Source organism: Pseudomonas sp. FG35, from assembly GCF_057809295.1.
In genome coordinates this window covers 28,997-53,561 of sequence record NZ_JBMDJR010000012.1, presented here as the reverse complement: position 1 = coordinate 53,561, position 24,565 = coordinate 28,997, and the positions used below count along the sequence as shown (strand labels likewise).

The 24,565-nt window shown below is 59.9% G+C and carries 18 protein-coding genes; 6 read left to right on the top strand and 12 right to left on the bottom strand.

All coding sequences use genetic code 11. From position 1 onward, the window contains the following. Positions 1-27 precede the first annotated feature (27 nt). Both sthA and ACODTD_RS22020 read right to left on the bottom strand, forming a co-directional pair. Complete coding sequence (gene sthA, locus ACODTD_RS22025; RefSeq protein WP_007953019.1) at positions 28-1,422, bottom strand: Si-specific NAD(P)(+) transhydrogenase; 1,395 nt, start codon at positions 1,420-1,422, stop codon at positions 28-30. Between the two features lie 197 nt (positions 1,423-1,619). Further along, entirely contained in the window at positions 1,620-2,669 is a 1,050-nt protein-coding gene (locus tag ACODTD_RS22020) for an FAD:protein FMN transferase (RefSeq protein WP_489105201.1), read from the bottom strand. 53 nt (positions 2,670-2,722) lie between these two features. Between ACODTD_RS22020 and ACODTD_RS22015 the strand changes: the two genes are divergently transcribed. Then, entirely contained in the window at positions 2,723-4,015 is a 1,293-nt protein-coding gene (locus ACODTD_RS22015) for an MFS transporter (RefSeq protein WP_489105200.1), read from the top strand. A gap of 65 nt (positions 4,016-4,080) precedes the next feature. On the opposite strand, the gene ACODTD_RS22010 is transcribed toward ACODTD_RS22015, so the two are convergent. Continuing rightward, positions 4,081-5,544, bottom strand: coding sequence for a glyceraldehyde-3-phosphate dehydrogenase (locus tag ACODTD_RS22010; protein ID WP_011335187.1), 1,464 nt, complete (start codon positions 5,542-5,544; stop codon positions 4,081-4,083). 354 nt (positions 5,545-5,898) lie between these two features. Here ACODTD_RS22010 and mfd point away from each other — a divergent pair, with 354 nt between their 5' ends. From mfd to ACODTD_RS21995, 3 genes are read left to right on the top strand one after another with little or no spacing between them, the layout of a single operon-like run. Next, positions 5,899-9,348 carry a transcription-repair coupling factor gene (mfd, locus tag ACODTD_RS22005; RefSeq protein WP_011335188.1) on the top strand — a complete coding sequence of 1,150 codons (3,450 nt, stop codon included), beginning with the start codon at positions 5,899-5,901 and terminating at the stop codon, positions 9,346-9,348. Between the two features lie 10 nt (positions 9,349-9,358). Then, positions 9,359-9,925 (top strand): CsiV family protein, encoded by a 567-nt coding sequence (locus ACODTD_RS22000; RefSeq protein ID WP_007953029.1) that lies wholly within the window; start codon positions 9,359-9,361, stop codon positions 9,923-9,925. A gap of 11 nt (positions 9,926-9,936) precedes the next feature. After that, entirely contained in the window at positions 9,937-12,627 is a 2,691-nt protein-coding gene (locus tag ACODTD_RS21995; RefSeq protein ID WP_011335189.1) for a DEAD/DEAH box helicase, read from the top strand. A 42-nt stretch (positions 12,628-12,669) separates the two neighbouring features. Here the strand turns inward: ACODTD_RS21995 and ACODTD_RS21990 are convergent, their stop codons facing one another. The 3 genes from ACODTD_RS21990 to ACODTD_RS21980 all read right to left on the bottom strand — a co-directional run bounded on the left by ACODTD_RS21990 (position 12,670) and on the right by ACODTD_RS21980 (position 15,296). Then, positions 12,670-13,407 (bottom strand): S-methyl-5'-thioinosine phosphorylase, encoded by a 738-nt coding sequence (locus tag ACODTD_RS21990; protein ID WP_011335190.1) that lies wholly within the window; start codon positions 13,405-13,407, stop codon positions 12,670-12,672. Positions 13,408-13,419: 12 nt separating this feature from the next. After that, positions 13,420-14,418, bottom strand: a complete 999-nt coding sequence (gene nagZ / locus ACODTD_RS21985) for a beta-N-acetylhexosaminidase (protein ID WP_181457897.1) — start codon at positions 14,416-14,418, stop codon at positions 13,420-13,422. A gap of 170 nt (positions 14,419-14,588) precedes the next feature. Next, positions 14,589-15,296, bottom strand: a complete 708-nt coding sequence (locus ACODTD_RS21980) for a TetR/AcrR family transcriptional regulator (protein ID WP_489105199.1) — start codon at positions 15,294-15,296, stop codon at positions 14,589-14,591. 230 nt (positions 15,297-15,526) lie between these two features. Between ACODTD_RS21980 and lexA the strand changes: the two genes are divergently transcribed. After that, complete coding sequence (lexA, locus tag ACODTD_RS21975; protein ID WP_007953044.1) at positions 15,527-16,135, top strand: transcriptional repressor LexA; 609 nt, start codon at positions 15,527-15,529, stop codon at positions 16,133-16,135. A 10-nt stretch (positions 16,136-16,145) separates the two neighbouring features. Next, complete coding sequence (sulA, locus tag ACODTD_RS21970; RefSeq protein WP_011335193.1) at positions 16,146-16,619, top strand: SOS-induced cell division inhibitor SulA; 474 nt, start codon at positions 16,146-16,148, stop codon at positions 16,617-16,619. An 86-nt stretch (positions 16,620-16,705) separates the two neighbouring features. Here the strand turns inward: sulA and ACODTD_RS21965 are convergent, their stop codons facing one another. The 6 genes from ACODTD_RS21965 to fadB form a co-directional block, all read right to left on the bottom strand. Next, positions 16,706-16,939 (bottom strand): hypothetical protein, encoded by a 234-nt coding sequence (locus tag ACODTD_RS21965; protein WP_007953047.1) that lies wholly within the window; start codon positions 16,937-16,939, stop codon positions 16,706-16,708. Positions 16,940-17,045: 106 nt separating this feature from the next. Further along, positions 17,046-17,570: a DUF6586 family protein gene (locus tag ACODTD_RS21960; protein WP_011335194.1), complete on the bottom strand. Its 525-nt coding sequence runs from the start codon at positions 17,568-17,570 to the stop codon at positions 17,046-17,048. Between the two features lie 171 nt (positions 17,571-17,741). Continuing rightward, entirely contained in the window at positions 17,742-20,372 is a 2,631-nt protein-coding gene (topA, locus tag ACODTD_RS21955) for a type I DNA topoisomerase (protein ID WP_007953057.1), read from the bottom strand. Between the two features lie 114 nt (positions 20,373-20,486). Then, complete coding sequence (locus tag ACODTD_RS21950) at positions 20,487-20,723, bottom strand: DUF1653 domain-containing protein (protein WP_007953059.1); 237 nt, start codon at positions 20,721-20,723, stop codon at positions 20,487-20,489. A gap of 99 nt (positions 20,724-20,822) precedes the next feature. Then, positions 20,823-21,998, bottom strand: coding sequence for an acetyl-CoA C-acyltransferase FadA (gene fadA, locus ACODTD_RS21945; RefSeq protein WP_007953060.1), 1,176 nt, complete (start codon positions 21,996-21,998; stop codon positions 20,823-20,825). Positions 21,999-22,027: 29 nt separating this feature from the next. Then, positions 22,028-24,175 carry a fatty acid oxidation complex subunit alpha FadB gene (gene fadB / locus ACODTD_RS21940; protein WP_007953061.1) on the bottom strand — a complete coding sequence of 716 codons (2,148 nt, stop codon included), beginning with the start codon at positions 24,173-24,175 and terminating at the stop codon, positions 22,028-22,030. Positions 24,176-24,565: the final 390 nt, after the last annotated feature.

Below are 24,565 nucleotides of genomic sequence, written 5' to 3'. Positions count from 1 at the left end.
CCGGCTCAGGCCACCGGCCGGAGCCCGTCAAAAAAGCCGGTTGAGGCCGTCGTACGCCGCTACCCGATAGGCTTCGGCCATGGTCGGGTAGTTGAACGTCGTGTTGACGAAGTATTTCAGAGTATTCAGCTCACCTGGCTGGTTCATGATCGCCTGACCGATGTGCACGATCTCCGACGCCTGATAACCGAAGCAGTGAACGCCCAGCACTTCCAGGGTTTCACGGTGGAACAGGATCTTCAGCATGCCTTGCGGCTCGCCGGCGATCTGTGCCCGCGCCATGCTCTTGAAGAACGCCTTGCCCACTTCATACGGCACTTTGGCCTGGGTCAGTTCCTGCTCGTTCTTGCCGATCGAGCTGATCTCCGGAATGGTGTAGATGCCGGTCGGCACGTCATTCACGAAGCGCCAGCTGCCATTGTCGACGATGCTGCCAGCGGCCGAACGGCCCTGGTCGTGGGCGGCACTGGCCAGGCTCGGCCAGCCGATCACGTCACCGGCGCCATAGATGTTCTGCACGCAGGTGCGGTAATTCTCGTCGACTTCGATCTGGCCACGGCTGTTGACCTTGACCCCGATGTTTTCCAGACCCAACTGGTCGGTGTTACCGGTACGACCGTTGCACCAGAGCAAGGCGTCGGCCTTGATCTTCTTGCCGGACTTCAAGTGCAGGATTACGCCGTTGTCCACGCCTTCGACGCGGTCATATTCTTCGTTGTGACGCACGGTGATGTTGTTGTTGCTGAAGTGGTAGCTCAACGCCTGGGAGATTTCCGAGTCGAGGAAGCTCAGCAACTGGCCGCGGTTGTCCACCAGCTCGACCAGCACGCCCAGACCGCTGAAGATCGAAGCGTATTCGCAACCGATCACGCCGGCGCCGTAAACGATCAGTTTGCGCGGGGTGTGGCCGAGGCTGAGGATGGTGTCGCTATCGTAGATACGCGGGTGGTGGAAGTCGATGTCCGCCGGGCGATAAGGACGCGAACCGGTGGCGATGATGATGTGCTTGGCCACCAGTTTTTCGACCACGCCGTTGGCGCAGACCACTTCGATGGTTTGCTCGTCGGCAAAGCTGCCGGTGCCGAAAAACACGTCGACGCGGTTACGGGCGTAGTAGCCGGTACGCGAAGCGACTTGCTTGGAGATGACTTTCTCGGCGCTTTTCAACACATCCGGGAAGGAGAACCAGCGCGGCTCGCCGATCGCACGGAACATCGGATTGGTGTTGAACTGCATGATCTGCCGCACCGAGTGACGCAGGGCCTTGGACGGGATGGTGCCCAGGTGGGTGCAGTTGCCGCCGACCTGGCGACGGCTGTCGACCATCGCCACCTTGCGCCCTGCTTTGGCGGCGTTCATTGCCGCGCCTTCTCCCGCCGGGCCGGAACCCAGCACCACCACGTCGTAGTTGTAGACAGCCATGCGTACTCCTCAGAACAGGCCGCGGTGCCAGCAGCACCGGCGGCTAAATCACGCCGAACGACGGCGCGAAGGAACAATTGGGGGCCAGTAGAAAACCCGGACACAGTCTATAGAAGCGTCAACGCCGCGCACATTAACCCTTGGTCGCGTCGTAGGCTACTTTTGCCTGCACTACAACGCCAGCTTTCGTACTGTTCTCAGTCAACTTTTGCGCCACTGAGCCGTTCAAAAGCGTGACTGGTGCGTGTGACGAAACCTGTATCGGCACGAATCACAAAGAATGCACCAATGTCGTGTTTTTCGGCATAGTCCCAAGCCCTTTCAGGCCCGAGAATCAGCAACAGCGTCGATAGTCCATCGGCCATCAGCGCTGAAGGATGAATTACCGTGACCGACGCCAGATCGTGTAGGACCGGCGCACCGGTCCGGGCATCGAAGGTGTGGGAATAGCGACGGCCATCCTGCTGAAAATAGTTGCGGTAGTCGCCGGAGGTGGACAGGCCATAGCCATCGACATTGATGACGCGCTCTGCCACCTGCTGATCGTCTTGCGGTTCTTCCAGAGCGATACGCCACGGCGAACCATCAAGCTTCTTGCCGGACGCCTTGAGCTCGCCGGTGGCTTCCGCGAGATAGTCATGGATGCCCAGGGCCTCGAGCCGCGCGGTAATGGTGTCAACCGCGTACCCGGCGGCAATGCTGTTGAAGTCCACCTCGATCGCCGCATCCTTGCATAACCGGTCACCGTCGATGCGCAGGTGCTGATGACCGACTCGCTGGCGCACTTCGGCCAGCGCCGCCGCATCCGGGACTTTTTCTTCACGCCCCTGCGGGCCGAACCCCCACAGATTCATCAGCGGTTCGACGGTGAGGTCGTAGGAGCCTTCGCTTTGTTGCGACAGCTGCTCGCCCACGCGGATCAATTCAAGGACCGGCGCGGGCATGACCTGACAGCGATCAGCCGGCAATGCATTGAAGCGCGAGATATCGGAGTCTGCGCGGTAAGTCGACATCTGCCGGTCGACGTCCGCGAGGATTTTTTCCACTTCGATACGCACCGTCTGGGGGGCAGGCAGATGGGCGTGGCGCACGTACTTGATCGAATAGGTGCTGCCCATCGTCGGGCCACCGAAAGTCTCAAGGGAATCGCCGTTGCCACAGCCGGCCAAAACCCAGCCCAGCAGCACGAGAATCCCCCACCGTCCAGTTAACAATTCTTCATCTCCCCGCAAAACCGCGCCGGCCATTATGGGCTACGAGCGCAACGCTTTCTTACAAGATTTAGAGTGAGTACCTACCCATGTCCTCCACGACCGGCAAAGGCAAGGCGATTTTTCGCGTTGTCAGCGGCAACTTTCTCGAGATGTTCGACTTCATGGTCTACGGCTTCTACGCCACGGCTATTGCCAAGACCTTCTTTCCCACCGACAGCGCCTTCGCTTCCCTGATGCTTTCTCTGGCCACTTTCGGCGCAGGTTTCCTGATGCGTCCGCTGGGGGCGATTTTTCTCGGCGCCTACATAGACCGTCACGGCCGACGCCAGGGCCTGATCATCACATTGGCCCTGATGGCGGCCGGCACCGTGCTGATTGCCTGTGTGCCGGGCTACGCCACCCTTGGGGTTGCCGCGCCGCTCATCGTGCTGTTCGGCCGTTTGCTGCAAGGCTTCTCGGCTGGCGTCGAATTAGGCGGTGTGTCGGTGTACCTGGCGGAAATCGCCACACCGGGCCGCAAGGGCTTTTTCGTCAGTTGGCAGTCCGCCAGCCAGCAGGCGGCCGTGGTGTTCGCCGGCCTGCTCGGTGTCGGCCTCAACCATTGGCTGAGCCCTGAGCAGATGGGCGAATGGGGCTGGCGGGTGCCGTTCCTGATCGGCTGCATGATCGTCCCGGTGATTTTCGTCATCCGCCGCTCGCTGGAGGAAACCCCGGAGTTCCAGGCGCGTAAACATCGCCCAACCCTGCAGGAAATCGTCCGTTCGATCGGTCAGAACTTTGGCATCGTCATCGCCGGCATGGCGCTGGTGGTCATGACGACGGTGTCGTTCTACCTGATCACTGCCTACACACCGACCTTCGGCAAGGCGGAATTGCACCTGTCTGACTTCGATGCGTTGCTGGTGACCGTGTGCATCGGGCTGTCTAACTTCTTCTGGCTGCCGGTGATGGGCGCACTGTCTGACAAGATCGGCCGCAAACCCCTGCTGCTGGCGGCGACGATTCTGGCGATCCTGACCGCCTACCCGGCTTTGTCGTGGCTGGTGGCGAACCCGAGCTTCAGCCATTTGCTGATCGTCGAGTTGTGGCTGTCGTTCCTGTACGGCTCGTACAACGGGGCGATGGTGGTGGCGCTCACCGAGATCATGCCGGTAGAAGTTCGTACGACCGGGTTCTCGCTGGCCTACAGCCTGGCGACCGCGACCTTCGGTGGTTTTACACCGGCGGCCTGCACTTATCTGATTCATGTGCTGGATAACAAAGCGGCACCGGGGATCTGGCTCAGCGGCGCAGCCGTGTTGGGCCTGATCGCCACGCTGGTGCTGTTCCGTGGAAACAGGCACGAACTGCGCACGGCACAAGCCGCTGTCCCCCGCTAAGGCAAATCGCGCACAAACAAAAACGCCCCGACCAGAGTCGGGGCGTTTTCATTTGCAGCTAAGGCTTAGCGCGGGAACGCTGGCGGGTTTACACCGGCCATGTCTTCCATTACGCGAACCACCTGGCAGCTGTAACCGAACTCGTTGTCGTACCAGACGTACAGAACAACGCGGTTGTCCTGAACGATGGTCGCTTCAGCGTCGACCACACCGGCGTGACGCGAGCCCACGAAGTCGGTCGAAACCACTTCCTGCGAATTGACGAAGTCGATTTGCTTGTGCAGATCGGAGTGCAGCGCCATGTAGCGCAGGTACTCGTTCATCTCTTCACGGGTGGCGGCTTTCTCGAGGTTCAGGTTGAGAATGGCCATCGACACGTTCGGCGTCGGAACACGGATCGCGTTACCGGTCAGCTTGCCGGCCAGCTCAGGCAGGGCCTTGGCAGCAGCGGTGGCAGCACCGGTCTCGGTGATCACCATGTTCAGCGCGGCGCTACGGCCACGGCGATCGCCCTTGTGGAAGTTGTCGATCAGGTTCTGGTCGTTGGTGTACGAGTGAACGGTTTCGACGTGACCGTTGATGATGCCGAACTTGTCATTCACGGCTTTCAGCACCGGCACGATGGCGTTGGTGGTGCAGGAAGCGGCGGACACGATCTTGTCGTCAGCAGTGATTTCGTTGTGGTTGATACCGTGAACGATGTTCTTCAGCTTGCCCTTGCCAGGCGCAGTCAGAACAACGCGGTCGATACCCGGGCACGCCAGGTGCTGGCCCAGGCCATCGGCATCACGCCATACACCGGTGTTGTCCACCAGCAGCGCATCTTTGATGCCGTACTGGGTGTAATCCACTTCGGTAGGGTTCTTCGCGTAGATAACCTGGATCAGGTTGCCGTTGGCGGTGATGGTGTTGTTTTCTTCGTCGATGGTGATGGTGCCGTTGAACGAACCATGTACCGAATCGCGACGCAGCAGGCTGGCGCGCTTGGTCAGGTCGTTTTCGGCGCCCTTGCGCACCACGATGGCACGCAGACGCAGGCCGTCGCCGCCACCGGTTTTCTCGATCAGGATGCGCGCCAGCAGACGGCCGATACGACCGAAGCCGTACAGAACAACGTCGGTGCCTTTGCGGGCCGAAGCGTTTTGCTGGCCAACCACGTCAGCCATTTCTTCGCGGACGAACTGCTCGGCGGTGCGGCCGTTGCCTTCGTTGCGGAATTTGTACGCCAGTTTGCCCAGATCTACCGAGGCCGCGCCGAGCTTGAGCTCGCTCATGGCCTTGAGCAGTGGGAATGTTTCGTGGACGGAGAGTTCGCTGTCGTCGGCAGAACGGTGGCGAGCAAAGCGGTGAGCTTTGAGAATCGCGATGACAGACTGGTTGATCAGGCTGCGGCCATAGATCGAGCTCACCACGTTGTTGTTGCGGTAGAGCTGACCGATAAGCGGAATCATCGCTTCTGCGAGTGCTTCACGGTCGATCCATTCACCAAGACACTGGTCGGGCTTCTGAGTCACGGTAACCTTCCACATGTAGGGGCAGAAAAAAGGGGCTACATTATGCCGCCGAGAACCTCTTGTAGCAATGCGCGCTTGTCGCGCAATCGGTAACAAAAATCCGTCCAAAAAAATAACGCTCTCCGCCAGCCCAGTAAAACCGGGGCTTCCAGCGCAGTCAGTTTTTCGACGACTGTTAGACGATGTCTGTAACCCTCCGTAACACCACCGACTTTTGGCACTACATAACCGTAAAAAAAGCGCTGGTTTTTATGGTTACCACTACATTTTTCTCAAACAGCGCAGATAGACGCATCCTGCAACTGACAGGCGGCACCGGACGCCGCTACAATTACCGACTTTGTCGCAACGCCTGGAGCTCAACCTTCCGTGCCTGTTCTGCGTCTACCGCTTCTCCCTGCCGCGGCAGGTAAACAGCACTGGGGCAACCTCCCCGGTGCCGCCCTGAGCCTGGCGATTGCCGAGGCTGCCAGCGCTGCCAAGCGCTTCACTCTGCTTTTGACCGCCGACAGCCAGAGCGCCGAACGGCTGGAGCAGGAGCTGAGCTTCTTCGCCCCGGATTTGCCGGTGCTGCATTTCCCCGATTGGGAAACCCTGCCCTACGATCTGTTTTCGCCGCACCAGGACATCATCTCCCAGCGCATCGCCAGCCTTTATAGGCTGCCGGAGCTGGAGCACGGCGTGCTGGTGGTGCCGATCACCACCGCCCTGCATCGTCTGGCGCCGACCAAATTCCTGCTCGGCAGCAGCCTGGTGCTGGATGTCGGTCAGAAGCTCGACGTCGAGCAAATGCGCTCGCGGCTCGAAGCCAGTGGCTATCGCTACGTCGACACGGTCTACGAGCACGGCGAGTTCACCGTACGTGGCGCACTGATCGACCTGTTCCCGATGGGCAGCAAACTGCCCTATCGCATCGACCTGTTCGACGACGAAATCGAAACCCTGCGTACCTTTGATCCGGAAAACCAGCGCTCCATCGACAAGGTCGATTCAGTCAAGCTTCTGCCGGCCAAGGAATTCCCGCTGCAGAAAGACGCGGTCACCCGCTTCAAGGCGCGTTTTCGCGAGCGTTTCGACGTCGACTTCCGTCGCTGCCCGATCTTTCAGGACCTGAGCAGCGGCATCACACCGGCCGGTATCGAGTACTACCTGCCGCTGTTCTTCGAGGAAACCTCGACGCTGTTTGATTACCTGCCACAGGACACCCAGGTGTTTTCGCTGCCGGGTATCGAGCAGGCGGCGGAAAACTTCTGGAACGACGTACGCAATCGTTATGAAGAGCGCCGCGTCGACCCTTCGCGTCCTTTATTGCCGCCGGCCGAACTGTTCCTGCCGGTGGAGGACTGCTTTGCCCGCCTGAAGAACTGGCCGCGTGTGGTCGCCAGTCAGCAGGATGTTGAGTCCGGTGCAGGCCGCGAGCGTTTCCCGGCGCAGGCACTGCCGAATCTGGCGATCGAAGCCAAGGCTACCCAGCCGCTGGCCGCGCTCTCGGCATTCCTCGACGAATTTCCCGGACGCGTGCTGTTCACCGCCGAATCCGCCGGTCGTCGCGAGGTGCTGCTGGAGTTGCTGGATCGCCTGAAGCTACGGCCGAAAACCGTCGACAGCTGGCCGGACTTTGTCGCAAGCAAGGATCGCCTGGCGATCACCATCGCCCCGCTCGACGAAGGCCTGATGCTCGACGACCCGGCGCTGGCACTGGTCGCGGAAAGTCCGCTGTTCGGCCAGCGCGTGATGCAGCGTCGCCGTCGCGAAAAACGCGCCGACGCCAACAACGATGCGGTGATCAAGAACCTCACCGAACTGCGTGAAGGCGCGCCGGTGGTGCACATCGATCACGGCGTCGGCCGTTATCTCGGCCTGACGATTCTGGAAATCGACAATCAGGCTGCCGAATTCCTGACCCTTGAATACGCCGAGAACGCCAAGCTCTACGTGCCGGTGGCCAACCTGCACCTGATCGCCCGCTACACCGGCAGCGACGATGCGCTGGCCCCGCTGCACCGCCTCGGCTCCGAAACCTGGCAGAAAGCCAAGCGCAAGGCCGCCGAGCAAGTGCGCGACGTGGCTGCCGAATTGCTCGACATCTACGCCCGCCGCGCCGCACGCGAAGGTTATGCGTTTGCCGATCCAAAGGCCGATTACGCGACCTTCAGCGCCGGCTTCCCGTTCGAAGAAACCCCAGACCAGCAATCCACCATCGAAGCCGTGCGCGAGGACATGCTTTCGCCGAAACCGATGGATCGCCTGGTCTGCGGCGACGTCGGTTTCGGCAAGACCGAAGTGGCCATGCGCGCCGCGTTCATCGCCGTGCACGGCGGCAAGCAAGTGGCGATCCTGGTGCCGACCACCCTGCTCGCCCAGCAGCACTACAACAGTTTCCGCGACCGCTTCGCCGACTGGCCGGTGACCGTGGAAGTGATGAGCCGCTTCAAGTCGGCGAAGGAAGTGAACGCAGCGGTCGCCCAACTGGCCGAAGGCAATATCGACATCGTCATCGGCACTCACAAGTTGCTGCAGGACGACGTCAAGATCAAAAACCTTGGGCTGGTGATCATCGACGAAGAGCACCGCTTCGGTGTCCGTCAGAAGGAACAGCTCAAGGCCCTGCGCAGCGAAGTCGACATTCTTACGCTGACCGCCACGCCGATTCCGCGCACGCTGAACATGGCGGTGTCGGGCATGCGCGACCTGTCAATCATCGCCACGCCGCCGGCGCGACGCCTCTCCGTGCGCACCTTCGTCATGGAGCAGAACAAGAGCACGGTCAAAGAGGCTTTGCTGCGTGAGCTGCTGCGTGGCGGTCAGGTTTACTACCTGCACAACGACGTGAAGACCATCGAGAAGTGCGCCGCCGAACTGGCCGAACTGGTGCCGGAAGCGCGGATCGGCATCGGCCACGGGCAGATGCGCGAACGCGAACTCGAACAGGTGATGAGCGATTTCTATCACAAACGCTTCAACGTGCTGATCGCCTCGACCATCATCGAGACCGGCATCGATGTGCCGAGCGCCAACACCATCATCATCGAGCGCGCCGACAAGTTCGGTCTGGCGCAGTTGCACCAGCTGCGTGGCCGCGTTGGTCGTAGCCACCACCAGGCTTACGCCTACCTGCTGACCCCGCCGCGCCAGCAGATCACCGGCGATGCGGAAAAACGCCTGGAGGCGATTGCGAATACTCAAGACCTTGGCGCTGGTTTCGTGCTGGCCACCAACGATCTGGAAATCCGTGGCGCCGGCGAATTGCTGGGCGACGGTCAGAGCGGGCAGATTCAGGCCGTTGGATTCACGCTGTACATGGAAATGCTCGAGCGCGCGGTGAAGTCGATCCGCAAGGGCGAACAGCCAAACCTCGATCAACCGCTCGGCGGTGGTCCGGAAGTCAACCTGCGGGTCCCGGCGCTGATTCCGGAAGATTACCTGCCGGATGTGCACGCTCGCCTGATCCTTTACAAGCGCATCGCTTCGGCCACCGACGAGGAAGGCCTGAAAGATCTGCAAGTCGAGATGATCGACCGCTTTGGCCTGTTGCCGGAACCGACCAAGAATCTGGTGCGTATCACGGCGCTGAAATTGCAGGCAGAGCAGCTGGGCATCAAGAAAGTCGATGGTGGCCCGCAAGGTGGGCGCATCGAGTTCGCGGCACAGACGCCGGTCGACCCGATGACCCTGATCAAACTGATCCAGAGCCAGCCAAAACGCTACAAATTCGAAGGCGCCACGATGTTCAAGTTCCAGGTGCCGATGGAGCGCCCGGAAGAGCGCTTTAATACTGTGGAGGCGCTGTTCGAGCGCCTCATCCCGAAAACTGCTTGAAGGACGCCGCATGCGCCTGTTTCGCTCTCTGACTTTGCTACTCACTCTGGTGGCACCTACGGCGTTTGCCGATGACCTGTATCAGGTCGAAATGATTCTGGTACGCCAGAACGCCGTGCCGGCGATTGTCAGCCGCGCCGCACCGGAAGACTGGGCGGCCGGCGCCCAACGCCTGGGCGATGACAGCAAACGCACCCCGGCGCTGAACGATGTTGTGACCAAACTCACCGCCAGCGGCGAATACAGCGTGCTGATGCACAAAGCCTGGCAGCAGACGCTGGGCGAGACGCCTGCCAAAGTGGCGGTCAGCGAAGGTCAGGAGCAGTTCGGCCAGTTCCCGATCGAAGGCACGATTGAAATGAAGCTCGGGCGCTTCACCGACGTGAACGCCGACTTCTGGGTCAACCAGATCGACGCCAACGGCATGGTCACAGCCAGCGAGCGCCTGAAACAGGACAGCCACACCAAAAATGGCCAACTCAACTACCTCGATAACGGCCACCTGGCCCTGCTGATCAAGATCACTTCACTGACGGCGCCCGCGCCTCGGGAAGCGCCTGAAGTCGTTCCGGACTGATCGAAGTCCTTATGCCCCCGCCACTGAGTAAACCGCTGGCCTCCTCCTGGGTCAGCCGATTCAAGGAACAAAGCCTGGAGCGTGGCCGCCGCTACGCTCTGGAGAACCGGGTGCGATTCGTGCAGGTCGGTGATGCGACCATTACCGCCAGCTGCGAAGGCTCTGGCGGTAACGTTTACCGTCAGACGATTCACCTGCGCGAATCGGCCAAAGGCACGCTGCTGATGGTCGACGCCACCTGTACCTGCCCGGTTCACAGCAACTGCAAACACTGTGCAGCGGTGTTGTTGCAGGTGCAGGAAACCCTCGAATACCCCGCCGCCGCCAAAGACGCCGAACTGCTGGAAAAACTCCAGGCCGTGCTGGAAAACCGCAGCCCGAAGTCGCCACCGCAAGTGCTGGTGGACAACGTGCAGCCGGTGCCGCGCCTGTGGCTGGCCAGCGTCGAGTTCAGCGCGTTCGAACCGCGCAACGGCAAGATGCAGCGTTACATCCAGCATCGCGCCGCGCTGTCCTTCAGTTACCTCGACGAATACGTCAGCGGCCAGAAGAACAGCGACATTCTGATTCGCCAGGAAGCCCAGACCCTGCGGGTCAAGCGCCACCCGGACGTCGAACAGAGCTACCGCGAGCAACTGCGAATTCTCGGCTTCCGCATTGCCACCCGGCAGAGCAAGGCCCTGCCGGAAAGCGCCGGCGAACTTTACGAGATGGTCAACGACAGCGCCTGGCTGACCTTCACCCTCAACGATCTGCCGAAGCTGCGCACCCAGGGCTGGGAGCTGTTGGTCGACGATGAGTTCGGTTTCGACCTGACCGCCGTCGACGACTGGTACGCCACCGTCGAGCAAACGCCGGAGCGCGACTGGTTCGATCTGGAGCTGGGGATCATCGTTAACGGTGAGCGCCTGAGCCTGCTGCCGATCCTGCTCAACCTGATGCGTTCGCACACGGAAATCCTCAATCCGGAACGTCTCGCCCGCCGTCGCGACGATGAACTGATTCTGGTGAACATCCCGCAACGCAACAGCGAGCACGGGCCGCTGCAAGTCGCTCTGCCCCTCGGCCGGCTGAAACCGGTGCTGGCGACCTTGGGCGAGTTTTATTTGCAGGAGCCGGGCGAAACCACCCTGCGCCTGAGCAAAGCCGACGCCACGCGCCTGAATTCGCTGGAAGGCATTCCCCTGCTCTGGGAAGGTGGCGAGCAGATCCGCAGCTTCGCCCAACGCTTGCGCGACATCCGCGATTACAGCGCCAAGGCACCGAAGGGGCTGAATGCGACGCTGCGTCCTTATCAGCTCGAAGGCTTGAGCTGGATGCAGTCGCTGCGGCAACTTGAGGTCGGCGGGATTCTCGCGGACGACATGGGCCTGGGTAAAACCCTACAGACGCTGGCGCACATTCTCAGCGAGAAAAACGCAGGGCGACTGGATCGACCGTGCATGGTGGTGATGCCTACCAGCCTGATCCCCAACTGGCTGGACGAAGCGGCGCACTTCACGCCACAACTCAAGGTTGTCGCCCTGTACGGTGCCAGCAGAAAAAAGCATTTCGAGCATCTGGCCGATTACGACCTGATCCTCACCACTTATGCATTGCTGCCCAAGGATGTCGAACGTCTGGCCCAGCAGCCACTGCACGTGCTGGTGCTGGACGAAGCGCAGTACATCAAGAACCCGAACAGCAAAGCCGCCCAGGCTGCCCGTGAACTCAATGCGCGTCAGCGTCTGTGCCTGAGCGGGACGCCGCTGGAAAATCACCTGGGCGAACTGTGGTCGCTGTTTCACTTCCTGCTGCCCGGATGGCTCGGCGACCTCAAAAGCTTCAACGCCGATTACCGCGTGCCGATCGAAAAACGCGCCAGCGAAGTCAGACTTCAGCACCTCAACGGTCGGATCAAACCGTTCCTGCTTCGTCGCACCAAGGAACAGGTTGCGACCGAGCTGCCGCCGAAAACCGAGATCATCCACTGGGTCGAGCTCAACGAGGCCCAGCGCGACGTGTACGAAACCATGCGCCTGGCCATGGATAAAAAGGTTCGCGACGAGATCACTCGCAAAGGCGTGGCGCGCAGCCAGATCATCATTCTTGAAGCGCTGCTCAAGCTGCGCCAGGTCTGCTGCGATTTGCGCCTGGTCAACGACGCCACCCTGCCCGCCCGCGGCAGCACCTCGGGCAAGCTCGACAGCCTGATGGAAATGCTTGAGGAGTTGTTTGAGGAAGGACGGCGGATTCTACTGTTCTCGCAGTTCACTTCGATGTTGTCACTGATCGAGGACGAGCTGAAAAAACGCAATGTCGCGTATGCGCTGCTGACGGGACAGACCCGTGATCGACGTACACCGGTGAAGGAATTCCAGAGCGGCAAGCGTCAGATTTTTCTCATCAGCCTGAAGGCTGGTGGTGTGGGCCTGAACCTGACAGAAGCGGACACGGTGATTCACTACGATCCGTGGTGGAACCCGGCGACCGAGAATCAGGCAACCGACCGCGCCTATCGCATTGGTCAGGAGAAGCCGGTGTTCGTTTACAAGATGATTGCCCGGGGCACGGTCGAGGAGAAAATTCAGCTTCTGCAGCGGGAGAAATCCGACCTGGCGGCCGGCGTGCTGGATGGGCGCAAGGCCGGGGACTGGAAGTTGCAGAGTGATGATATCGAGGCGCTGTTTGCGCCGTTGCCGGACAAGTTTGAAAAGCGCTGAGATTCTCAGCGCTTGTTCAGTCACGTCATTGCGGAGCCAGACTCAGCCCTTGAGCACCCGCGCCAACGTCGATTTCACCTTGCCCATCCCGTCATGCAGCGCCTGCTCGATCTCGGCCATGGTGATCACTTCAGTGGTCTTGCCCGCCGCCGGGTTCACCACCAACGACAGGCAGGCGTAATTCAGATCCAGCTCGCGGGCCAGCGCCGCTTCCGGCATGCCGGTCATGCCGACGATGTCGCAACCGTCACGCTCCAGGCGCACGATCTCGGCCACGGTTTCCAGACGCGGGCCTTGGGTGCAGGCGTAAACGCCCTGATCGCTGTACTCGCAACCTTCGGCGGCCAACGCAGCAATCAATTGCTGACGCAGCGGTTCGCTGTAGGGAAAGCTGAAGTCGATGTGTGTGACATGTTCCAGGTCATCGGCGAAATAGGTGTGCTCGCGACCGCTGGTGTAGTCCACGACCTGATGCGGCACGCAGAAATGTCCGGTGCCCATTGCAGGATGAATCCCGCCCACGGCGTTGACCGCAATGATCGATTCGGCTCCGGCCTGCTTCAACGCCCACAGGTTGGCGCGGTAGTTGACCTTGTGCGGCGGAAAGCGATGCGGATGACCGTGGCGAGCGAGGAACAGCACTTCCTTGCCGGCGTACTCACCAATCTGAACCTCGGCCGATGGCGCGCCATAGGGCGTATCCACCGCCAGCGACTGACGAATGCTCAGGCCTTCCAACTGGGTCAGGCCGGTGCCGCCGATGATTGCGTAAACCGTCATAGCGAAAAATCCTTAATCGATCAGTTGAGCGTCTTTGAGCGCACCGACAGCGGTCAGCCAGCGCGGATCCTGACGGTATTCGGTGTTGGCGAATGCCTGACCGCGCATGCGTGCGATACGCGGCGACGGCTTGACCTTCATGCGCTGCGTAGCGCTCAGGGCCAGTTCAGCGGCGGCGCGGTCGTTGCACACCAGGCCCATGTCGCAACCGGCGCTGAGAGCCGCTTCGATACGACTGGCGGCGTCGCCCACTACATGAGCGCCGGCCATCGACAGGTCGTCGCTGAAGATCACGCCGTCAAACTGCAGCTCGCCGCGCAGGATGTCCTGCAACCAGCGCCGGGAGAAACCGGCGGGCTGTGCATCGACTTGCGGGTAAATGACGTGGGCGGGCATGACGGCGGCCAGTTGCTTGCTGAGTCTGGCGAACGGCACGAGGTCGTTGGCGCGGATCTCTTCAAGGCTGCGCTCGTCGTTGGGGATTGCGACGTGGGAGTCGGCTTCCGCCCAGCCGTGGCCAGGGAAATGCTTGCCGGTGGCGGCCATGCCGGCGTTGTTCATGCCTTTGATGAACGCACCGGCGAGTAGCGCGGCGCGCTCCGGGTCACCTTCGAACGAGCGGGTGCCGACGACGGCACTGCGCTGGTAATCCAGATCCAGCACCGGCGCGAAGCTCAGGTCGAGGCCGACCGCCAGCACTTCGGTGGCCATGATCCAGCCGCATTGTTCGGCGAGATACTCGGCGTTCGGGTTGTCAGCGATGGCGCGCATGGCTGGCAAACGGACGAAGCCCTGACGCAGGCGCTGGACGCGGCCGCCCTCCTGATCCACCGCCAGCAGCAAGTCCGGACGAATGGCACGGATCGCCGCGCTCAGCTCGCGCACCTGGCGCGGATGCTCGATGTTGCGGGCAAAGATGATCAGGCCGCCCACTTCGGGCTGGCGCAACAATTGGCGATCTTCGGCCGTCAGCCAGGTACCGGCGACGTCCACCATCAACGAGCCTTGCAGGCCAGCAGTCATAGAGATTCCTTGAAAACGAAAAACCCGTCGCCCACAAAATCACCGCCTGGGGCATTGTCCGGCGGGTCGGTGATTTCAATGAGAAACGGGTTCAGAACGAGAGTCGACATGGGCGGCTAGCTTAGCGGATGTCAGCTGCCGCGCCCACCCATGGACGGTTAAACCTTGGCAGGTGCCGGCGCGGATTTGCTGCGTGGCCGCAACTGCGCGGTGGCCATTACCGTGTCGGTGACACCGGTTTCGGCACGCATGCCGGCTGCCAGGAACGGCACCATCAGACGCATTACCTGCTCGATGGAGGTGTTGACACCGAAATCGGTCTCGGCAATCGCGCGCAAGGCCTTGATACCCGACATGCTGAATGCTGCGGCACCGAGCATGAAGTGCACGCGCCAGAACAGTTCGATCGGAGGAATGCGCGGGGCAGCTTCGTTCACCAGCAACATGTAGCGACGGAATACCTTGCCGTACATGTCTTCCAGATAACGCCGCAGGTGGCCCTGGCTCTGGCTGAAGGCCAGACCGAGCAAGCGCATGAAGATCGACAGATCGTTGCCGCTGCGAGGTTGTACCACCAGCGCTTGCTCGACGAGGATTTCCAGCAGCTCTTCGAGCGAAGGCTTGTTCTCTGGCTTGGCCTGGCGGCGCTCCAGCACTTTGTCGAGACTGATGCAGAACGGACCGAGGAAGCGCGAGAAAACCGCCTGGATCAGCGCCTTCTTCGAGCCGAAGTGATAGTTCACCGCAGCGAGGTTGACCCCTGCCTTGCTGGTGATCAGACGCAATGAGGTTTCAGCGAAACCTTTTTCCGCGAACAGCTGTTCTGCAGCATCAAGAATGCGTTCAACGGTTTCCGACTGGGCCATGGCTACTCCGCCTGACAAACACTTGTTTGAAACATACGTTTCAGCCTATGCCTTGTCAAGCCTGCCAGTTCGTTTTGGGAATGGTCGGTCAGATATTTAACCACAACAAGGACGCCACATTAATCGGCGTCGTCACTGACCGTCCGGCGGCATGGCAAAAAACGATCATTGCCAAGACCGCTTCACTGTATATAATCCCAGTCACTGTATAAAAAGACAGAGCGATCAATATGCTTAAACTGACGCCACGCCAAGCCGAGATTCTGGCCTTTATCAAACGTTGCCTCGAAGACAACGGCTACCCGCCGACCCGTGCGGAAATCGCTCAGGAACTGGGTTTCAAGTCGCCCAATGCGGCCGAAGAGCACCTCAAGGCACTCGCCCGCAAAGGCGCGATCGAGATGACTCCCGGCGCCTCGCGCGGCATTCGGATCCCCGGTTTTGAAGCCAAGGTCGACGAATCCACCCTGCCGATCATCGGTCGAGTAGCTGCCGGCGCGCCGATTCTCGCCCAACAACACATCGAAGAGTCCTGCAACATCAACCCGGCCTTCTTTCATCCGCGTGCCGACTACCTGTTGCGCGTTCATGGCATGAGCATGAAGGACATCGGCATTTTCGACGGTGATCTGCTGGCGGTTCATACCACTCGCGAGGCACGCAACGGTCAGATCGTGGTTGCGCGGATCGGCGACGAAGTCACCGTCAAACGCTTCAAGCGTGACGGCAGCAAAGTCTGGCTGATTGCCGAAAACCCCGAGTTCGCCCCCATCGAAGTCAACCTGAAAGATCAGGAACTGGTGATCGAAGGCTTGAGTGTCGGCGTTATCCGCCGCTAAAGGAGGCTTTATGCAGTTCCCACACGCACCTCAGCAAACACAATTGCCGTTGTTCGAAGCGTTTCTGGCGCAACCCCTCGCCCCCATCCTCAAGGATGTCGTCGAGCGTCCGTGGAATACCGAACCTGAAGCGTTCAGCGAGCTGTCACTGCGCGGCGCGGCCGGGAACTGCCTGAGCCTGCTGGCACCGATTCTTCGCGAATTGAGTGAAGATCAGGACGCACGCTGGCTGACCCTGATTGCACCGCCTGCAAGCCTGACCCAGACCTGGTTGCGGGACGCTGGATTGAATCGCGAACGCATCCTGCTGTTGCAACCGCGCGGCGCTCAAAGTACGCAGCAACTGGCCTGTGAGGCATTACGCCTGGGCCGCAGCCACACGGTCGTCACGTGGCTGAATCCACTGAGCGCAGGGTCACGGCAACAGCTGATCAGCGCCGCCCGCACCGGGGACGCTCAAAGCCTGAACATTCGTTTGGGGTGATTCAGCAACAAAGCGCGCCATATAAAGCGCAGGGCTTCTCCAGGGATAGAGAAGCCGATCTGGAGCAGTAACTGACAGACAGCGGATCAATGAAGAACCCGCGGCCCCTCATCCTTATCGAATTCACCTTCAACCATACGCCCCGCCATTTGCACGCCGACGCTCAACATCGCTTTGGCAATTTCAACGTGCTGGCCCTGCAGAAACGCCTTGGCATCCTCGGAGAAATCCAGAGTCACCAGAGAACCCTCGTCCTCGGCCCTGCGCAGTTCGATTCGGCCGTCTGGTAGCTCGACAATTTCTAGAAAGGACGTTGGCATATAGGTCTGTTCTCCACGAAAGGCAGGGATTATATAGACATCATTCAGGCTTCGCTCGGGATCTTGACCAGCAGCACGCCTCTCGTCGCCGCCAGTCCACAGCTCCTCAGCACTCGTTCAAGCCTTCACGGAAACGGATCGCCAGCCCCTTGAGGTTCTGCCGCCAGATCTCGAGCTCTTCGCGGCTCAGCTCTTCAACCGCCTCTTCTTCATCCAGATTCACCGCCTGAATCAACGGCTGCGTCACATCACCCTTCGGCTTGTGTGGCACCCGTGGCGGCTGAAACAGCGCCGAGTGCGCAGCCAGCAATTTGGACAGCCAGGTCTCCGGATTACCTGCCAGCTCGATCATCTCCGCCAGCTCAGGAATGGCAATCGACTCCAGCACTTCGCGGGTCAGCAAGACTTCCGCCCGCGACGCATTGGCTTGCGGCAGACGATAGAAGCCGGCGATTTCATGACACAGCCCCAACAACGCACCGTAGAGATGAAACAGTGCGGATTCGCGCCCGGCCTGAATCAGCGCCAGCGAGTTCATCGCCCGCCCCTCTTCGGCCCTGGCCAGCGCTTCCAGCGACAAACCCGCGAAATAGATCTTCTGATTGGTACGGGTATAGAGTTCGTGGGCCATGTTGGCACTCTCCACAACGAAATAATTGCTTCACACAGGCCGGACAGTGTCATGGATCAGCCAATCCAACCGCAAGCATTAAACAAAAAGGCCGCATGAAAACCCGAAGGTTGTCATGCGGCCTTTTGTATTGAAGATGCCCAGTCAGGACACCTTCAGATCAGCGATTGCTCAAGCCTTGGCTTTCGCCGGACGCTTGTCTTCAACCGTCCATTTGCCACCGTCAAAGAATGCTTTCCAGCCAGTCGGCTTGCCGTCGACTTCGGTCTGAACGTATTGCTCCTTGGTCTTGCGGCTGTAGCGGATCACGGCTGGCAGACCATCCGGATCCTTCTGCGGCGCTTCGCACAGGAAGTGATACTTCGGATCGATCTCATCCTTGTGCGGCAGAATCTCAATCACCAGCGGAGCACGGGTCTCGCGGTTTTTCGGGAACTGGCTAGCCGCCAGGAACAGGCCGGAAGCACCGTCACGCAGAATGTAGGTGTCGTTGACCTTTTCGCATTTCAGCTCAGGCATCTTCACCGGATCCATCTTCGGCGGTGCCGCGTCACCGCTCTTCAGCAGTTTGCGAGTGTTCTTGCACGTCGGATTGGTGCAACCGAAGAACTTGCCGAAACGGCCGGTCTTGAGCTGCATCTCGCTGCCGCACTTGTCGCATTCCAGGCTCGGGCCTTCGTAGCCCTTGATGCGGTAGCTGCCCTCTTCGATCTCGTAGCCGGCGCAATCCGGGTTGTTACCGCAGATGTGCAGCTTGCGCTTCTCGTCGAGCAGGTAAGCGTCCATCGCCGTGCTGCAGATCGGGCAGCGATGCTTGCCGCGCAGTACCAGGGATTCCGACTCGCCCTCGTCGTCCGCCGCGATTTCATCGCCCGGCACCAGGTTGACGGTGGCCTTGCAGCGTTCTTTCGGCGGCAGGCTGTAGCCGGAGCAGCCGAGGAACACGCCAGTCGAGGCAGTACGAATCTGCATCGGACGGCCGCAAGTGGTGCACGGAATGTCGGTCATCACCGGCTGGTTGGCACGCATGCCAGCTTCTGGGTTTTCAGCCACTTCGAGTTTTTTCTTGAAGTCGCCGTAGAACTCGTCCAGCACGTTTTTCCAGTCGCGCTCGCCCTGGGCCACGTCATCGAGGTTCTCTTCCATGCCGGCGGTGAAGCCGTAGTCCATGAGATTCGAGAAGCTTTCCGACAGACGCTCGGTAACGATGTCGCCCATCTTTTCCGAATAGAAACGACGATTGTGCAGGGTCACGTAGCCGCGATCCTGAATGGTCGAGATGATCGCTGCGTAGGTCGAAGGACGACCGATGCCGCGCTTTTCCATTTCCTTCACCAGGCTGGCTTCCGAATAACGGGCCGGCGGCTTGGTGAAGTGCTGGGACGGATCGAGCTTTATAAGCTTCATCACGTCGCCCTGCGCCATGTCCGGCAGAACGTCATCGTCGCCAGGCTTGGTGATTTGCGGCAGCACGCGGGTGTAACCGTCGAACTTCAGGATGCGGCCCTTGGCGCGCAGCTCGAAGTCGCCAGCAGCGACGCTGACGGTGGTCGACAGGTATTGCGCCGGCAGCATCTGGCAAGCCAGGAACTGGCGCCAGATCAGCTCGTAGAGGCGCTCAGCGTCGCGCTCCATGCCGGCCAGCTTGGCTGGCGTGGTGTTGGCGTCGGAAGGACGAATCGCTTCGTGAGCCTCTTGTGCGCCTTCCTTGCTGCTGTAAACGTTCGGCGACTCCGGCAGGTACTTCTTGCCGAACTCGGTTTCGATGTAATCGCGCGCCATCGCTACGGCATCAGCCGAGAGGTTGGTCGAGTCGGTACGCATATAGGTGATGTAGCCGGCTTCGTACAGACGCTGGGCCATCATCATGGTTTTCTTCACACCGAAGCCCAGGCGGTTGCTCGCGGCCTGTTGCAGTGTGGAGGTGATGAACGGTGCCGACGGCTTGCTGCTGGTCGGTTTGTCTTCACGCTTGACGATGCTGTAGCTGGAGGACTTGAGCTTCTCCAGCGCGGCCGTGGCCTGCGCTTCGTTCAGCGGCTTGAACGCTTCGCCTTTCTCGCGAGCGACTTCGAAACGCACGGTCGAGCCTTTGGCGGTGCCGAGGTCGGCGTGCACTTCCCAGTACTCTTCCGGGTTGAACGCACGGATCTCGCGCTCACGCTCCACCACCAGCTTCACGGCAACCGATTGCACGCGACCGGCGGACAGGCCACGGGCGATCTTCGCCCACAACAGCGGCGAGACCATGTAGCCCACGACACGATCAAGGAAGCGACGGGCCTGCTGCGCGTTCACGCGATCGATGTCGAGTTCGCCCGGTTCCGAGAAGGCTTCCTGAATCGCCTTCTTGGTGATTTCGTTGAACACCACGCGCTTGTAGCGGCTGTCGTCACCACCGATGGCTTCGCGCAGGTGCCAGGCAATGGCTTCCCCCTCGCGATCCAAGTCGGTTGCGAGATAGATGGTGTCAGCATCCTTGGCGAGCCGGCGCAGCTCTTCGATGACCTTTTCCTTGCCTGGGAGGATCTCGTACTTGGCTTTCCAGCCGTGCTCGGGATCGACACCCATGCGCGAGACCAGCTGCTTGCGCGCCTTCTCTTTCGGCGACAGCGCTGGCGCTTCGCCCGCAGCAGCCTTGCCGCGCTTGGCGGCAGGCTCCTTGCTGGCGCTAGCCGAACCGCTGGTGGGCAGGTCTCGGATATGGCCGATACTCGACTTCACCACGTATTGGTTGCCCAGATACTTGTTGATGGTCTTGGCCTTAGCCGGGGATTCCACAATGACCAGCGATTTGCCCATGGATCAGAAAATTCCTGAATTCTAGAAGTGAAAGGCGGTTGGCGCCTGACGCGGCACCGCTATATATAGTGGCTACAAGGTGAGGTCAAGCGCAGGGTTTTGCGCGCACTCGCCTTACGGCTTCGAAAAAAGGCTCGGTTCGGCTTGCACCAAAGCAAAGCGTGGGACCTGCTCCCCGTCAACCTCGACGGACTCCAGGAACATGCTCAAGGGGCGTACCCAAAAGCCGTAATCACCATACAGGGCTTGGTAAAAGACCACTTCTTCTTCGGTCTCGGAATGCCGTGCGACACTGAATACGCGGTACTGCGGACCTTTGTAATGTTGGTAGAGCCCAGGTTGTATCGGCATGCTTCGGCCCTCACTCAAATTTTTTCAAAATAAAAACAAAAATAAATCCGCAAAAACAAAAACCGGGGCACTTGGCCCCGGCTTCCATCGACGAGACGCTTAAACGCGTTCGAAGACGGTGGAGATGCCTTGGCCGAGACCAATGCACATGGTGGCCACCCCGAAGGTGCCGCCATTCTGCTTCATCACGTTCAGCAAAGTGCCGGAAATACGGGCACCGGAGCAACCGAACGGGTGACCCAGGGCGATCGCGCCGCCGTGCAGGTTAACCTTCTCATTCATCTTGTCGAGCACTTTCAGGTCTTTCAGCACTGGCAGGGCCTGTGCGGCGAACGCTTCATTGAGCTCGAAGAAGTCGATATCGTTGATACCCAGGCCGGCACGTTTCAGTGCTTTCTGAGTAGCCGGTACCGGACCATAGCCCATGATGGCCGGGTCCACACCCGCTACCGCCATCGAGCGAATCACGGCCAGAGGCTGGATACCCAGGTCCTGTGCACGCTGCGCCGACATCACGATCATGCACGAAGCACCATCGGTGATCTGCGACGAAGTACCGGCCGTCACGGTGCCGCCCTTTGGATTGAACGCCGGCTTCAGAGCCGCCAGACTTTCCAGGGTGGTTTCCGGACGAATGGTTTCGTCGTAGTCGAAGGTTTTCAGGAAACCGTTCTCGTCGTAACCCTGCATCGGGATGATTTCGTCCTTGAACTTGCCTTCCACAGTCGCCTTGTGGGCCAACTGGTGGGAACGCACGCCAAAGGCGTCCTGCTGTTCGCGAGTGATGCCGTGCATTTTGCCCAGCATTTCAGCGGTCAGGCCCATCATGCCTGAGGCTTTCGCCGCGTACAGAGACATGTGCGGGTTCGGATCGACACCGTGCATCATGCTTACGTGACCCATATGCTCGACGCCGCCAACCACGAACACGTCACCGTTGCCGGTCATGATCGCTTGCGCAGCAGTGTGCAGCGCGCTCATCGACGAGCCGCACAGACGGCTGACAGTCTGGCCGGCCGAGGTGTGCGGGATCTGGGTCATCAGCGACGCCATGCGCGCGATGTTCCAGCCTTGTTCCAGGGTCTGGTTCACACAGCCCCAGATCACGTCCTCGACTTCGGCAGGATCGACCTTGGTGTTGCGTTCCAGCAGTTTGCTGATCAGGTGTGCCGACATGTCTTCGGCGCGGGTGTTGCGGTGCATGCCGCCCTTGGAGCGGCCCATCGGAGTACGACCGAAGTCGACAATCACGACGTCTCTAGGATTCAAGCTCATAAGTTCACTCTCACTCTAGTTGGGGGCGCTTAACCGAAGAAGCTCTGGCCGTTTTTGGCCATTTCACGCAGCTTCGCGGTCGGGTGGTACAGCGCGCCCAAATCAGCGTACTGGTCGGCCAGGGCAACGAACTCGGCAACACCGATCGAGTCGATGTAGCGCAGCGCACCGCCACGGAATGGAGGGAAACCAATACCGTAGACCAGACCCATGTCGGCTTCGGCGGCGGTTTCGACGATGCCGTCTTCCAGGCAACGCACGGTTTCCAGGCACAGCGGGATCATCATCCAGTTGATGATGTCCTCGTCAGTGACTTCGCGCTGCTCGTAGACGATCGGCTTGAGCACTTCCAGTACCGACGGATCGGCGACTTTCTTCTGCTTGCCCTTCTTGTCGGCCTCGTAGGCATAGAAGCCCTTGCCGTTCTTCTGACCGAGACGCTTGGCTTCGTAAAGCACGTCGATGGCCGAACGACGGTCGTCCTTCATGCGGTCCGGGAAGCCTTCAGCCATCACGTCACGACCGTGGTGACCGGTGTCGATGCCGACCACGTCCATCAGGTATGCCGGGCCCATCGGCCAGCCGAATTTTTCCATGATCTTGTCGATACGGACGAAGTCCACACCGGCGCTGACCAGTTTGGCGAAACCGCCGAAGTACGGAAACAGGACGCGGTTGACCAGGAAGCCCGGGCAGTCGTTGACGACGATCGGGTTCTTGCCCATTTTCTTGGCGTAGGCAACGGTGGTGGCGATGGCCAGCTCGCTGGACTTCTCGCCACGGATCACTTCCACCAGCGGCATCATGTGCACCGGGTTGAAGAAGTGCATGCCGACGAAGTTTTCCGGACGCTTGAGGGCCTTGGCCAGCAGGCTGATGGAAATGGTCGAAGTGTTGGACGCGAGGATGGTGTCCTCTTTGACCTTGTCTTCGACTTCCGCCAGAACGGCTTGCTTGACCTTCGGATTCTCGACCACGGCTTCAACGACCAGGTCGACGTGACCGAAATCACCGTAGGACAGGGTCGGACGAATGCCGTTGAGCACTTCAGCCATTTTCGCGGCGGTCATGCGGCCTTTATCAACGCGACCGACCAGCAGCTTGGCGGCTTCAGCCAGACCTTGCTCGATGCCGTGCTCGTTGATGTCCTTCATCAGGATCGGCGTACCTTTGGAAGCCGACTGATAGGCGATACCGCCACCCATGATGCCGGCGCCCAGTACGGCGGCCTGCTTCACGTCCTTGGCGATTTCGTCGTAGGCCTTGGCCTTTTTCTTCAGTTCCTGATCGTTCAGAAACAGACCGATCAAGCTCTGCGCGGCAGAGGTCTTGGCCAGTTTCACGAAACCTGCGGCTTCGACTTCCAGCGCCTTGTCACGACCGAAGTTCGCGGCTTTCTGGATGGTCTTGATCGCTTCGACCGGGGCCGGGTAGTTCGGGCCAGCCTGGCCAGCCACGAAACCTTTGGCGGTTTCGAAAGCCATCATTTGTTCAATGGCGTTCAGCTTGAGCTTTTCCAGCTTAGGCTGACGCTTGGCCTTGTAATCGAACTCGCCGGAGACGGCGCGCTTGATCAGCTCAAGGGCGGCATCCTGCAGTTTTTCAGGGGCAACCACGGCATCGACGGCGCCGACTTTCAGCGCGTCTTCAGGACGGTTTTCCTTGCCGGCGGCAATCCACTCGATGGCGTTGTCGGCACCGATCAGGCGCGGCAGACGCACGGTGCCACCGAAGCCAGGGTAGATGCCCAGCTTGACTTCCGGCAGACCGATCTTGGCCTTGGTCGACATGACGCGGTAGTCCGCTGCCAGGCACATTTCCAGCCCCCCGCCCAAAGCGATGCCATTGATCGCGGCGACGGTCGGAACGTTGAGGTCTTCGAAATCGCTGAAGATCTTGTTGGCTTCGAGATTGCCAGCAACCAGCTCGGCATCCGGCAGCTTGAAGTTGTCGACAAATTCGGTGATGTCGGCGCCGACGATGAAAACGTCCTTGCCACTGCTGACGATCACGCCCTTGATCGAAGCATCTGCCTTGATGGTGTCTACGGCCTGACGCAGTTCGTTCAGGGTAAGACGGTTGAACTTGTTGACGGACTCACCCTTGAGGTCGAATTTCAATTCGACGATGCCACTTTCAAGAGCTTTAACCGTGATGGCTTTACCTTCGTAAATCATCAACTGATCTCCACGATATGGAAGCTGAACAGTACACGTCGGACGCAGGCAAATGGCTCGGCAGGACGCTTTTTCGTCGATGCTGACACCCATCCACCCGGCACACCCGCCAACGCGATAGTCGGGATTCTGTAGGAGCAGTCTGCAATACAAACGCTCAATTCATACGCCCGTTTGATTTGGGTACGCCACCTTCACGGAATTTCCGACAATTGTCAATCGCCCTAAATACGGGTTGAAATGCGACTTTGCGGTCATTTCTGTAGGACGCAGCCCGGCCACCCACGCTTGCATGTGAGGGTATTCATAAGATTAATAGTTAGAAAAGTCGCCCTAATTCACCGCAAGCCTTGTTTAACAGGCTACGCTGGCTGGACTACGAAGGAAAAC